This window comes from Streptococcus mitis, assembly GCF_946190065.1.
In the GTDB taxonomy this organism is placed as follows: domain Bacteria; phylum Bacillota; class Bacilli; order Lactobacillales; family Streptococcaceae; genus Streptococcus; species Streptococcus mitis_DE.
On the sequence record NZ_CAMHZD010000004.1, the window covers coordinates 17657 to 31650 of the forward strand.

A 13994-nucleotide genomic window follows, 5' to 3' on the forward strand; every position below is an offset into this window, starting at 1 on the left:
AAAAAAATTCTCTTTAAAAAAGAAAAACTATATCTATCAAAAATGATTAGATACAGTTTTTAAAAATATATTCTTACAATCTCTCAATCAGTTCTTGCATTTGCACATCATCTGGAACCAGTTTTAAGTAAGCTTGAGCATTGACTTTTGCTTCCTCAAAGTAGCCCAATTCACGCAAGAGATAGATATAGTGTTCCAGAAATTCGGGATTGTCCTTCAAATCTCCTGCCAACTCTTGGTAAAGGTCGTAGGCAGTATCCAAATCGTCCATTTCTTGATAAGAACGAGCAATTATCCACTTGGTCAAAAGATTTTCTGGCTCCTCACTTTGTAAATCTAGAATGTCTTCATAACGCTCCTGCTCTAGATAGATAGTGGCTAGACGGAGTAAGATTTCTTCCGTATCCTCAGCGTCATCTTTTGCAGTAAGGAGATAATTTTCTGCACCACTAGCATCATGCAATTCATAAGAAAATTGTGAAGCTGCTAACAAGAGTCTTGTTTCAAAAGGATTTTTCTCCAAGCCTTGCTTAGCGATACGCAGGGCTTCTTGAACTTGATGTTCCTTATGCAAGGCCTGACTATAGCCATACTCATAGCCTTCAAAGTCAGGAGAAATGGTATCAAGCTGCTTAAAGTAGAGGACGGCCTTTTGGTATTCTTCTCGGTCAAAGTAAAGACTAGCCAATTCAAAAGCTGTTAGGTCATCGTATTCTAACTCCAGGGCTTTTTCTAAAAACTCTGTAGCTGTTTCAAATTTCCCTAACTGGGCATAGGCAAAGCCAATCCGTTGATAGGTAGAAATACCCGTTTGCTCATAAATAGTACGATTATCTAACTGAGCATAGCCTTGAATAGCCTCTTGGTAATTTTCCAACTCACTATCCAACTCTGCCAAGCCCAATATCAAGAGAGGATCCTCTGAATAACTCAATGCCTCCAGCAATTTTTCACGCGCTACATCTGTCAAACCTTCCATCTGGTAAAGGTCTGCCTTAAGAGCCAAAGCTGAAACATACCAGTCACTGTCAGTTTGTATTTCCTCTAGATAGGCAAAGGCTTCTTCGATTTGACCATCTTCGCTAGCAATAGCTGCCAGATTAAGATTTACCTCTGGAAAGTCCTCTACGATTTTCAGGTAAATGTCCTTAGCCTGAGGATAAAAACCAATCCCTTCAAGATAAGTAGCTAACTCATACAGAAGGTCACTTGGATCATTTTCTAAAGCTTTAGCGAAATAATGCTCAGCCTTGGTTAAATCTTGCTCTTCCAAAGCCTGTAACATCTGTTGACTATTGTTCACTCTTTACTTCCTCTCCTTCTAGTTCATATAAACCACTAACTACCTTATACCATTCGAAAATAGCTGAAATGACAACCTTAGCAGAAGCATAAACAGGAATACCGAGCAAGACTCCCCAGATACCAAACATGGATCCTGAAGTTAACAAAACAAAGAGAACATTAATCGGATGGATGTTTAATTGACTTCCCAAAATCAATGGAGAGACAAAACGGCCTTCAATAGTTTGTTCTACGATAAAGACAATCACTACTTTCAAAAGCATGACTGGCCCAGCAATCAAGCCCAATACTAGGGCAGGAAGCATGGCTAGGAAACTACCAAGATAAGGAACCAGATTTAAGATACCAGCAGTAACACCCAGCGTAACCGCATAGCGTAAACCGATAATCTTGAAGAAGATGATAAACATTACTGCTACAATAATAGCTACTGTTACTTGCCCTCGAACATAGTTGGACAACTGCTGATTCACATCTGATAAAACTTGTCCTACAGGTTCCTTCAATTTCGTTGGCATAAATTGAGTCAAATAGTTACGCAATCCTTTTCCATCACGTAAGAGATAAAAGAGCATGAAAGGAACGATAATCAAGGCAACAATCACTTGAGAAGCACCGCTAATAAAGGCACTTACCCAGTTAACTGCCTGAGAAGAAACTTTACTTGCCCAAACTGTAGCCTGACTTGAAAAGTTTGTCAAAACTTGCTCTAACTGAGGTCTAAAATCATCTGGCAAACGCTTGGTGACCAAATCATCAATAACACGATCAGCATCTTCAAGGTAGATTGGTACATTTCTTGCAAATGTTAAAACTTGACGTTGTAGATTTGGAATAGCTACTGCCAAGCCCCAAATGATAAAAAGAGCGATGATGACAAAGACAATACTGATGGCTATGACCCGATTAATCTTATGCTTCTCCATCCAATCAACTATAGGATTTAATAAATAGTATAGTAAACCAGATAGAATGACTGGCAACATCACAACTGCCAAAAAGTCTAAAACAGGTGAAAATAGAAAACTAATCTTGCTTAAAATAAAAAGATTTAAGCCAAGTAACAAGGTTACCAAAAATACCGTAATGGCCTTGTTATCCAAAAACCACTTAAAAAACCAAGACAGGCTAAAATGTTTCTCTTTTTGCTCCATAAATACTTCCTTTCTGTTATTCTCTCATTATACCATTTTTAAATCAAAATAACTCTTTTTTAAAGTGCTTACATAGAGACAGCGACATAAAAAATCCCCTCAAAAGAGGAGATTCGATTAGTCTTGGATATGACGGTCTAAGTTCTTCTGATAATCAGCATTGGATTTGGCTTTTTCATCAGCAAATTTCTTGCGGAACTCATCCATTTCTTTAGTAGTGACAATCTTATCTTGGATTTTCAGATACTTGTAGCTATTTTCACTAGTCTTGTCACCTACCCAGCCACCGGCACCACTTCCAGGAACCATTTTCGTAACTAGCATTTGAGCACCATCAGAGTATACTGGAGTAACAAGTGCACTATCTGACAACCAAGCTTGGGCCTTAGCATATTTGGAATAACGTTTTTGAAGGTCTGTTTTCTCACTACTTGCATCATCAATCAGTTCTTTGTATTTATCCAATCCAACTGTTTTAATAACTGGATTGTCTGTTCCTGGTGCCACACCAAGAGCACTTAGGAGACTTGGACCTGAAGTTGGATCAAATACATCTAGATAAGTCGATGGATCTGCAAAGTCTGGAGTCCAACCACTGACTGCATTAATATCCCAGTCAGTATTTGCATTGGAAGTAGCTAGAGTAGTCATACTTCCCAATTCGTCATCAGAAACTTGTTGAATATCAACAACTACATTTTCAGAGCCTAAGGCTTCCTCAATGGATTGTTTATAAGACTGAACCTGACGAATAAAATCTGGATTTGATGAAGAAATTGGCAAATCTAAATGAATTGGGAACTGTACTCCATCAGCTTGAAGAGTTTTCTTAGCAGATTCAAACTTAGCCTTAGCCTTGTCTACATTATGAAGTGAATCTTGGGCATCATCAAGACTAACATCTTTCCAGACGTTATCCAATTTATCCAATTCTGTCTTAGTAACTTGACCAAATGTTTGATCTCCTACTTGAACAAATGTTGGAGGAGTGAAACTTGTCCGTAACTTACGAGGTCCTACTTCGTCCCCAAATACTTGAGAGATTCCTGCTTTACGATCTACCGCAAAAGCCAAGGCTTGACGGAAATCTTTGTTTAACAAGGCTTTCTTAGTAGATGATTTTTCTGCATCACTTGTTTTAGCAGTATGATTATATGACACACGATCAATATTAGTAGACATATAGAATACGCCACCTCTTTGTTGACCATATACAATATTATCCTTGTATTTTTCTTTTAGACGTTCATAGTTGGCAGAATTTTTAAAGAGTGGAGCAGCTGGATAATGTCCCTCATCAAAACCGCGTCCTAGAGAATCTGCATCTTGACCATCAAAGAATGATAACTTGATATCATCAATAAAGACATTTTGCTTATCCCAATAATTTTGATTTTTGGTCATTTCGATAGAAGACTTAGATGTAAGACCCTTGAGGAGATAAGGACCGTTGTAGAGAATGCTCGTAACATCAGTGGCCTTACCAAAATCATCTCCTTTAGAAGCTAAAAAGTCTTCGCTAATAGGAGCAAGAACTCCCATTGTTGTCTTCGAATTCCAGAAAGATTCTGGATGATTCAAGGTATAAACAAGAGTATAATCATCCGTTGCTTTGACACCAACAGTAGAAAAATCTGTTGTTTTCCCATTTACATAGTCATCCAATCCTTTGATAGAATCCTGTACCAAATAGAGGGCCTGTGATTTCTTATCAGCTGCATGCTTCAGACCTGCTACAAAGTCCTGAGCCTTAACTTCACCATACTCCTCTCCCTCATTGGTATACCACTTGACACCCTGACGGATTTTATAGGTATAGGTCAAGCCATCTTTAGAAACAGTCCAATCTTCTGCAACCGATGGAACTAAATTTCCATATTGATCATTTTCTAGTAATCCATCAATAACATTACCTGTAATCTGTTTAGTGCTGACATTACCAGAAACTGTATAATCCAAAGTAACAGGATCTGATGTAAACACATAAGCATAATTCACTGGTCTAGTAGCATCTTTATTATCATTACCAGATGAACACGCTGCTAGAACAGCTACTGATAAAACAGTAAATCCTGTTGCTAAGAAAACACGTTTTTTCATAGTTAAACTCCTTTAATAGTTTTCTAAGATTATTATAGCACTTTTAAAAAGTAAATCAACTAAATTTACTAGGTTATCATGTTTTGTTTTATCTATACCAAGTACTGCTTCAACTCCTTTTTTGTGATATAATAGTCATATCTTTATTATAGAGGTAAAGTTATGAAAGAAACTGTTTATTTTGGAACTTATACACGTCGGACTTCCCAAGGGATTTACAAGGCAGACTTTGATACAGAAACTGGTCAGCTTTCAAATCTAGAACTTTTTGCTACTGAGCCAAGTCCAACCTACCTTGCCTTTGACCAGCATCAACATTTATACACTGTTGGTAGTCAAGACGATAAGGGTGGAATTGCAGCCTATCAAACTAATGGTACCTTATTAAATCACGTCGTTGAAGAGGGAGCCCCCCACTGTTATGTTGCCGTTGATGAAGAGCGTGATTTGGTTTACGCGGCAAACTACCACAAGGGACAGGTCCTTGTTTATAAACGTCAGGAAGATGGTTGTCTTCTACTTAGTGATGTTGATCAACACAGTGGCCAAGGTCCACATGAAAATCAAGCTTCTCCACATGTTCACTATACAGATTTAACACCTGACCACTATCTAGTGACCTGCGACTTGGGTACTGACCAAGTAATTACTTACGATCTTGATTCAGAAGGAAAATTATCTAAGCTCTATACCTATCATAGCCAGCCAGGAGCAGGCTCACGCCATATTATTTTCCATAACCATTATAAAATCGCTTATCTCATTTGTGAACTCAATAGCACTATCGAAGTTCTAATCTACGATGGTGTTGGCGAATTTGAACGCATGCAAGTCATTTCAACTCTACCAGACGGTTATGAAGGCTTTAATGGTACTGCTGCTATTCGTCTCTCTAAAGATGGTAAATACCTCTACGCCTCTAACCGTGGTCATGATTCTATCGCAGTATATACAATTCTTGCGGACGGTAGCTTAGAGTTGTTAGAAATCGTTCCGACACATGGTCAGACTCCACGTGATTTTGATTTGACACCGGATCAAGAATTTGTCATTGCTGTCCATCAGGACTCTGACAATGCAACTGTCTTTAAACGCAATTCTGAAACTGGACGTCTAGCAGAACTTTCTAATGACTTCCATGTCCCAGAAGCAGTCTGCATCAGTTTTGCCCCTTAAGAAAACATAAAAAATGAACTTGGTAACTCAAGTTCATTTTTTTCTTATAGTCTATTTCCGACATTAATACGGTTAATGGCACGTTGCAGTGCAATCTTCGCACGACGTTCTTGGTCAATCAAGTGTTTGTCTTGTGCTTCTTCAATTTCACGCTCTGCTCGAAGTTTGGCACGTTCTGCACGACTAACGTCGATATCACGAGCCCGTTCTGCAGAGTCAGCAACGATTGTGATAACACCATTGGCAACTTCGATAACACCTCCGTTCACTGCAATCCAGTTCACGTGATTTTCATCATCTACACGTTTAACCTTAACCTCATCAACTGCTAAAACTGCAATCATATTTTCATGTCGTGGCAAGATTCCCATCTCACCATCCAGAGTTCGAACTGATACAAAGCTGGCATGGTGATCATAGACGAGACCATCTGGTGTCACGATCTGGACAGTTAACTGAGCCATAGATCACCTCTTAAAATCCCATTTTTTCAGCTTTTGCAATCACATCTTCGATAGAACCTACACCACGGAAGGCATCTTCTGGCAAGTGGTCGTGTTTACCATCAAGGATTTCCTTAAAGCCACGAACAGTTTCAGCAACTGGAACATAAGAACCTGGCTGACCAGTGAATTGTTCCGCAACGTTGAAGTTTTGTGACAAGAAGAACTGGATACGACGGGCACGAGCAACCAAGGTCTTTTCTTCATCAGAAAGCTCATCCATACCAAGGATAGCAATGATATCTTGCAATTCATGGTAACGTTGAAGAACGCGTTTTACTTCAGCAGCAACTGCATAGTGCTCTTCTCCAACGATTTCAGGTGCCAAGGCACGTGAGCTTGAAGCAAGTGGGTCAACGGCTGGGTAGATACCCAATTGTACCAACTTACGTTCCAAGTTAGTTGTTGAGTCCAAATGAGCGAAGGCTGTTGCTGGCGCTGGGTCAGTATAGTCATCCGCTGGCACATAGATAGCCTGGATAGAGGTTACAGAACCCTTCTTGGTTGATGTGATACGCTCTTGCAATTGACCCATTTCCGTAGCAAGTGTTGGTTGGTAACCAACGGCTGATGGCATACGACCCAAAAGGGCAGATACTTCAGAACCAGCCTGAGTGAAACGGAAGATATTATCGATAAAGAGAAGCACGTCTTGTCCTTCTACATCACGGAAGTATTCGGCGATTGTCAAACCAGTTAGGGCAACACGCATACGTGCTCCTGGCGGCTCATTCATCTGACCAAATACCATGGCTGTTTTCTCGATAACACCTGATTCTTTCATTTCCCAGTAAAGGTCATTACCCTCACGAGTACGTTCCCCAACACCGGTAAATACTGAAATACCACCGTGTTCTTGGGCAATGTTGTGAATCAATTCTTGGATTAAGACGGTTTTACCAACTCCGGCACCACCGAAAAGTCCAACCTTTCCACCTTTAAGGTAAGGGGCAAGAAGGTCGATAACCTTAATCCCTGTTTCAAGGATTTCAGAAGAGGTAGACAATTCATCAAAAGTTGGAGCTTTTTTATGAATTGGCTGACGCTCTGCATCTTCTGTAAAAGGAACTTCCAAGTCAATGGTATCTCCCAAAACATTGAAGACACGTCCCAAAGTTTCTTTACCTACTGGTACAGAGATTGGACGACCTGTGTCCAATACTTCCATTCCACGAGTCAAACCATCTGTTGATTCCATGGCGATAGTACGGACCATACCATCTCCCAACTCCAAGGCTACTTCAAGGACGATTTTTGTTTTTCTTTCGTCATTTTTGTAGACGACAAGTGCATTGTTAATCTCAGGAAGTTTTTCCCCTGCTGCAAACAAGACGTCTACAACGGGACCGATAACCTGAGCAATTTTACCTGAACTCATCTCCTTCTCCTATTCTATATAAGATACTGTCGGTCCTAGCTTAACTAGGTCCTAAGTTCATTTTCATACGAGCTGGACTAGTGCCTATTCTAAGGCACTAGCTCCTGCTACGATTTCTGTAATTTCTTGTGTAATCGCCGCCTGTCTGGCACGGTTATACTGAATTGTCAAATCATTAATGACTTTCTTAGCATTATCTGTCGCTGTTTGCATGGCTGTCATACCAGCAGCATTTTCAGCTGTCTTAGCATCGATAATAGCACCATAAATCATACTTTCTGCAAATTGAGGCAACAACTGCTCCAAAATTTCTTCTCGACTAGTTTCCAACTCAAAGGTCAAACTGTAACTGTCATCCGCTTCATTTGGATCCAAGTCAACAATCGGAAGCATTTGCTCCACACGCATTTGACTGGTTAGCGTATTGACATGGTGGTTATAGCAGACATAGAGTTCATCAAAAAGTTCATTTTGGTACATTTCAACAGTTTTTGAAATAATCTTACGAACTTCATCAAAGCTTGGTTGATCTGCCAAGCCACGTAGTTCATAAAGTGGTTGAATACCACGAGCTTTAAAGAAATCAGCTCCCATTCCACCAATACAGATCATTTCAAAACCTTTACCGTCTGGATGGTATTCTTCTTTCAGCTCCATAACGGCTTTCAAAATAGAAGAATTATAACCTCCAACCAAACCTCGGTCTGATGTAATGACGATATAGCCTGTCTTCTTAACTGGACGGCTAATCAACATCGGATTGGTTGAACTACCAGCTCCATTCCCATGAAGAATATCCGTCAAAAGTTTACGAACTTTCTGAGCATAAACTTGGAAGTTGCGAGCAGCTTCTTCAGAACGACCTAGCTTAGCAGCTGATACCATCTGCATGGCATTTGTGATTTGACTAGTATTTTTTGTTGAGGCGATTTTTGTTTTAATATCATTTAGAGATACTGCCATCTGACACCTCTATTCTTATTGGAAGCTGGTTTGATTGAGAAACTCTGTAATCGCAGCATCCAAGACTGCTTCTTCTGGCAAGTCTTTTGTATCACGAATGGTTTCCAAAATCTCTGGATGTTGAGCATCAAAGAAGGCATGGAACTCTTCCTCGAAACGAACAATATCATCTACTGGAACAGTATCCAAGAAACCATGTGTCAAAGCATAGAGAATGGTTACTTGTTTCTCAACAGGTAATGGTTTGTGAACAGGTTGTTTCAAGACTTCAACTGTACGACGTCCACGGTTCAACTTAGCCTGTGTTGCCGCATCCAAGTCAGAACCAAACTTAGTGAAGGCTTCCAACTCACGGTATGAAGCAAGGTCGATACGAAGTGTACCAGCAACCTTTTTCATGGCTTTGATTTGTGCAGAACCACCTACACGAGATACAGATGAACCCGCGTCAATGGCTGGACGAATACCCGCATTGAAGAGACCATCACCAAGGAAGATTTGTCCATCAGTGATTGAAATCACGTTGGTTGCGATATAGGCAGAGATATCTCCTGCTTGTGTCTCGATAAACGGTAGGGCTGTAATAGATCCACCACCAAGTTCATCAGAAACTTTAGCTGAGCGCTCAAGCAAACGGCTGTGAAGGTAGAAAACATCCCCTGGGAATGCTTCACGACCTGGAGGACGACGAAGCAAGAGAGACAGTTCACGATAAGCTACCGCTTGTTTTGAAAGATCATCATAAACGATCAAAACATGCTTACCTTGGTACATAAATTCTTCTGCCATGGCAACCCCAGCATAAGGAGCTAGGAAAAGCAATGGAGATGGTTGTGAAGCAGAGGCTGTCACAACGATTGTGTAGTCCAAGGCACCGTACTGACGTAGTGTTTCTACTTGCGTACGAACTGTTGATTCTTTTTGTCCAATCGCAACATAGATACAGATCATATCTTGACCTTTTTGGTTCAAGATTGTATCAATCGCAATGGTTGTTTTCCCTGTCTGACGGTCACCGATAATCAACTCACGTTGACCACGACCAATCGGTACAAGGGCGTCAATAGCTTTCAAACCAGTTTGCAATGGTTCTGATACAGACTTACGTTGCATAACACCAGGAGCTGGTGCTTCTACTGGACGAGTTTTATCAGTGTGGATTTCTCCAAGACCATCAACTGGACGACCAAGCGGATCCACAACACGACCAATCAGACTTTCACCTACTGGGACTTCCATGATTTTCCCTGTACGGCGGATTGTATCGCCTTCACGGATATCTGTAAAGTCACCTAGGATGATAATACCAACATCTGTTGACTCCAAGTTTTGAGCCATACCATAAGAGCCGTTTTCAAAAATCAACAACTCTCCACTCATGGCATTTTCAAGTCCGTGAGCACGCGCGATACCGTCCCCGATATAGGTTACAACACCTGTTTCAGTCACATCAAAATTGGGTTTGAAATTTTCAATTTGTTGCTTAATTAAAGCGCTGATTTCTTGTGCGTTAATTGCCAAAAGAACACCACTTTCTATTTCAAATTTTCTTTAACAACTTTAAGTTGTTGTTTAATACTCACATCAATTGTCTTGTGATTGGCAAAAATGACAAAACCACCAATAAGACTTTCATCGATTTGTTCTTTTACACTCCTTACTTTAAGAGACATTTTTTTCTCAATCAAAGGGAGCAAGCGACTCTTCTGTTCATCAGTTAAAGGATGAGCTGACGTAATCGTCACTTCAAATCGATTTGTTTCTTTTTCAAGTCGGTTCAAGCAATCTTCAAGAATATCATAAAAAAGATTTGCTCTGTGATTGTAGATAAGAACCTGGATAAAGTTTTGCAATAAAGGTGACACAGAGTCTTGGAAGAAAGCAATTGTTTTTTCCTTATCAGACTCGTCTACTGCCACTTTTTTTAAAAAAGAAGGTAAACCTGTTTCTTCAGCAACTTGCTTGATTTGAGCTAAGTCTGAAAAGATACGGTCTTCTTCTCCTTTTTCTAAAACCAATTGGACAAAAGGCATGCTGTATTTTTCAATTACCTTTACTGTTTTCTTGTCCATTAAGCTTCTCCTAACTGATCGATATACTGATCAATGAGTTCTTTATGGGCATGACCGTCAAGGTTTTGTGAGATGATTTTACCAGCCAGGCTGATTGTCAAATCTGCTACCTCACCCTTAACGCTTTGTAAAGCTTCAGCTTTATTTTGAGCAATTTCTTGGTTCGCTTTTTCTTTCAAGCGTCCTGCTTCTAGCTTAGCATCTGCTAAAATACTAGCTTTGCTTTTCTCAGCTGTTTCTTTCGCATTCTCAATGATTGTCTTAGCTTCTTTACGGCTACCAGCCAATTCATCTTCGCGTTTTTGAGCCAATACTTCTGCTTTTTGACGTGCTTGTTCAGCTCCGTCAATATCTGCTGCAATTTTTTCTGCTCTTTGTTCGAAAATACTAGTCAAATTTGACCAAGCATATTTCTTAACCAAGACTAGCAAGAGAATAAAGGAACCAGCGATTAGTATAAAATCACCAAGTAATTCACCTACTGTTACATTCATAAACTACTCCTTTCTATTCTTCATCATTAATTTTATTTCCTAGGTACATTGAAGATAACAATGTAAATACATATGCTTGTACACAAGAAATAAAAACAGAAAATGCAGTCCAGATTAGATTTGTTCCAAAAGCAATAGGATACCAATAGAAGGCCTGATGAGAAAGTAGGACTAACATACTTGCCATCACTTCCCCTGCAAAGATATTACCAAATACCCGCAATGCAAGTGAAAGGAGATTGGTAACTTCTTCCAAGAGATTCATTGGTGTCATAAAACCTGGTGTTACAAATGCTTTTAAATACTTTTTGATTCCACGACGACGAATTCCTTCTACGTGTGTCATTAAGATAATTGTAAAAGACAAGACCAAGTCAAATGACAAATTTGCTGTTGGTGAGGTCCAAAGATTTACACCATCTGTAGTCTGAATTCTAGCCATTAAGCCAATATTATTTGCAATGGCCATAAATAGGAATAAACAGAAATAAAAGAGAGAATAATCCTTTATCATTGGACCAAGGTTTGATTTTGTAAATCCAACAACAAAATCAAATAAATACTCTAATACATTTTGTTTTCCTGTGGGTCTCAAAGTCATATTTCGAGTTGCCCAATAAATAAAGCCAAAAATAAGTGCTACAGTCAACAAAGTCAAAACTACTATGGTTAAATTAAAGGTAACAGGACCAATATTGATGGTTGGATTAATACTTTCTTCCATCTAAAATCCTCCCTTTTTCAATTTATACTTCTTTTATTTGATGATAAATGAAAAGACAAGAGTAACGAAGAAAGTACCTTCAATAAAGGCAACCCCTAGGATCATCAAACTACGTAGTTCTGAGATGATATCTGGTTGGCGAGCAACTGATTTCAACAAACCGTTCATCAACATACCCTCACCAAGAGATACACCCATACAGGCAAGACATAGACCGAAAAATGTTAAATTCATGACGAATTCTCCTTTTAATTAAAATTTACTTACTTAGTTTAGTCCTAAAAATTGGATTTGTCAACTTTTTACCAACATTGAAAGCGCTTAACGGAAATTATTTACAATTTTACTATTTTTGAGTCTATTATATAGAAAACTTTGGAAAAAAATTGTAATAAATCCGTCCATTATCTAGACCTTTCTGAAAAATAATGAAAAAATCCGAGATGAAATCTCGGATGGAAATTAATATATTTTCTTTAACCTAAGGTTCTTTAGTAAGTAGGATTAAAGGGAAAGCAACTAGAAAGCTTTCGTCTCCTACATGTTTATTAAGCACGCACTGTGACGCTAGTTCCATCTTCCTTATAAAGATTGATGAGACCTTCTTTAAGAGCTCGAACCATGTCTCCAGCTTGAACAGGTTGTGGGACTTTGATTGTCAAGAGTTCCATTGGATTTGGAGCGCGGTCTATTTTATTGCCTTTGGCATCATGTAAATTTTCGATATACGTTTCAAAATGACGGAAACCTGGGCCATAAAACTCAACTTGGTCTCCTTCGTTAATAACGTTCCGTTGACGAATAGTTGCTGTTTGTGTCGCATCATCATAAGAAACCACTTCAGCAACAAACTTATACTCAGGAATTTTACGACGAGCACCAAACAACTGCTCATTTTCCGATGGTGTACCGTAGTAGAAACCTGTTGCTAATTCACGTTGGGCAACCTTCCACATCTCATCAATCAAGTCTTGCTTGATAGCTTCAAACTTCTCTGGACTCTCTAGATAAGCATCAACAGCCGCCTTGTAGCAGTTGGTTACAGTTGAAACATAGTGAATAGACTTCATACGTCCTTCGATTTTTAGACTGTCCACACCGTTTTCAATCATATCTGGGATATGGTCAATCATAGACATATCAACGGCAGACATCGAAAATTCTTCTGGAATTTCACCTTTAAGGCTCTTACGTTCTTGACCAAATGGCATGTCGTAAAGATCGTATTTCCAGCGACAAGACTGTGAACAACCACCACGGTTGGCATCACGCATACTCATATGGTTTGAAAGAGTACAACGACCAGAGTAAGAAATACACATGGCTCCGTGGACAAAGGCTTCAATCTCAACATCTGTACGTTTGCGAATTTCAGCTAATTCTTCCATCGAAACCTCACGCGCCAAAACGACACGAGTTAAGCCCAGTTCTTTCCAGAACTCAAGGGTTTCATAGTTAGTGGCACTTGCTTGGGTAGAGAGGTGGATTTCAAGACCTGGTGCTTCAGTCGCTGCAATCATAATCAAGGCTGGGTCAGATACGATAACTGCTGCAATCCCGATATCACGCAGTTTACGGAACCACTCACCAGCACCAGCTTCATTTCCTTCGTGCATAACCATGTTGGCAGCCACATAAACCTTAGCACCATACTTGGCCGCAAACTGGACACCTTCTTCCATCTGTTCAAAGGTAAAGTTTCCTGCACGGCTACGAAGACCATAGGCCTGACCACCGATAAAGACAGCATCTGCACCATACTGAACAGCCACTTTTAGCTTCTCTAAAGTCCCTGCCGGTGATAAAACCTCAGGACGTTTTAATGTTTTTGTCATGATTTCTCCTATTTGCAATATAAAAGTTTGACGTTTTTCCTTCTCATTTTATAGTAAATAAGCCATAAAATCAAGCCTAGACAGATTGTTTTGACAATTCTAATCTTTTAATACTCTTCGAAAATCTCTTCAAACCACATCAGCTTCCATCTGCAACCTCAAAACACTGTTTTGAGCAACCTGCGGCTAGCTTCCTAGTTTGCTTTTTGATTTTCATTGAGTATAAGATTTTCATAATGACTGATAAATTGTCGAAAATTAACCTAGTTTTAACAAGTGGTCAAAAATCC

General features: G+C 39.5%; 13 protein-coding genes. 1 reads left to right on the forward strand and 12 read right to left on the reverse strand.

Annotation, left to right across the window (positions count from 1 at the left end; translation table 11 throughout):
• Positions 1–73 precede the first annotated feature (73 nt).
• From OCF96_RS02650 to OCF96_RS02660, 3 genes are all read right to left on the reverse strand, one after another.
• Positions 74–1303, reverse strand: a complete 1230-nt coding sequence (locus tag OCF96_RS02650) for a tetratricopeptide repeat protein (protein ID WP_261446016.1) — start codon at positions 1301–1303, stop codon at positions 74–76.
• A complete protein-coding gene (locus tag OCF96_RS02655) occupies positions 1293–2459 on the reverse strand; it encodes an AI-2E family transporter (RefSeq protein WP_261446023.1) in 1167 nt (388 codons plus the stop codon). The genes OCF96_RS02650 and OCF96_RS02655 overlap by 11 nt, the downstream gene beginning before the upstream one ends.
• A gap of 117 nt (positions 2460–2576) precedes the next feature.
• Positions 2577–4559 (reverse strand): peptide ABC transporter substrate-binding protein, encoded by a 1983-nt coding sequence (locus tag OCF96_RS02660; protein ID WP_261446031.1) that lies wholly within the window; start codon positions 4557–4559, stop codon positions 2577–2579.
• A 162-nt stretch (positions 4560–4721) separates the two neighbouring features.
• Between OCF96_RS02660 and OCF96_RS02665 the strand changes: the two genes are divergently transcribed.
• Positions 4722–5735, forward strand: a complete 1014-nt coding sequence (locus tag OCF96_RS02665; RefSeq protein ID WP_004256587.1) for a lactonase family protein — start codon at positions 4722–4724, stop codon at positions 5733–5735.
• Between the two features lie 44 nt (positions 5736–5779).
• On the opposite strand, the gene OCF96_RS02670 is transcribed toward OCF96_RS02665, so the two are convergent.
• The 9 genes from OCF96_RS02670 to OCF96_RS02710 form a co-directional block, all read right to left on the reverse strand.
• Complete coding sequence (locus OCF96_RS02670) at positions 5780–6199, reverse strand: F0F1 ATP synthase subunit epsilon (RefSeq protein WP_000068037.1); 420 nt, start codon at positions 6197–6199, stop codon at positions 5780–5782.
• Between the two features lie 10 nt (positions 6200–6209).
• A complete protein-coding gene (atpD, locus tag OCF96_RS02675; protein WP_049547270.1) occupies positions 6210–7616 on the reverse strand; it encodes a F0F1 ATP synthase subunit beta in 1407 nt (468 codons plus the stop codon).
• A gap of 84 nt (positions 7617–7700) precedes the next feature.
• A complete protein-coding gene (locus OCF96_RS02680; protein ID WP_000301224.1) occupies positions 7701–8579 on the reverse strand; it encodes a F0F1 ATP synthase subunit gamma in 879 nt (292 codons plus the stop codon).
• Positions 8580–8594: 15 nt separating this feature from the next.
• Positions 8595–10100 carry a F0F1 ATP synthase subunit alpha gene (atpA, locus tag OCF96_RS02685; protein ID WP_000996629.1) on the reverse strand — a complete coding sequence of 502 codons (1506 nt, stop codon included), beginning with the start codon at positions 10098–10100 and terminating at the stop codon, positions 8595–8597.
• A 14-nt stretch (positions 10101–10114) separates the two neighbouring features.
• Positions 10115–10651 (reverse strand): F0F1 ATP synthase subunit delta, encoded by a 537-nt coding sequence (locus tag OCF96_RS02690; protein ID WP_261446050.1) that lies wholly within the window; start codon positions 10649–10651, stop codon positions 10115–10117.
• Entirely contained in the window at positions 10651–11145 is a 495-nt protein-coding gene (gene atpF, locus OCF96_RS02695; protein ID WP_001103468.1) for a F0F1 ATP synthase subunit B, read from the reverse strand. The genes OCF96_RS02690 and atpF overlap by 1 nt, the downstream gene beginning before the upstream one ends.
• A 13-nt stretch (positions 11146–11158) precedes the next feature.
• Positions 11159–11869: a F0F1 ATP synthase subunit A gene (atpB, locus tag OCF96_RS02700; RefSeq protein ID WP_000392870.1), complete on the reverse strand. Its 711-nt coding sequence runs from the start codon at positions 11867–11869 to the stop codon at positions 11159–11161.
• A 33-nt stretch (positions 11870–11902) separates the two neighbouring features.
• Positions 11903–12103 carry a F0F1 ATP synthase subunit C gene (locus OCF96_RS02705; RefSeq protein WP_001054560.1) on the reverse strand — a complete coding sequence of 67 codons (201 nt, stop codon included), beginning with the start codon at positions 12101–12103 and terminating at the stop codon, positions 11903–11905.
• 314 nt (positions 12104–12417) lie between these two features.
• The gene (locus OCF96_RS02710; protein ID WP_203180458.1) at positions 12418–13704 is read right to left on the reverse strand and encodes a peptidase U32 family protein; all 1287 of its coding nucleotides are present in this window, start codon (positions 13702–13704) and stop codon (positions 12418–12420) included.
• Positions 13705–13994: the final 290 nt, after the last annotated feature.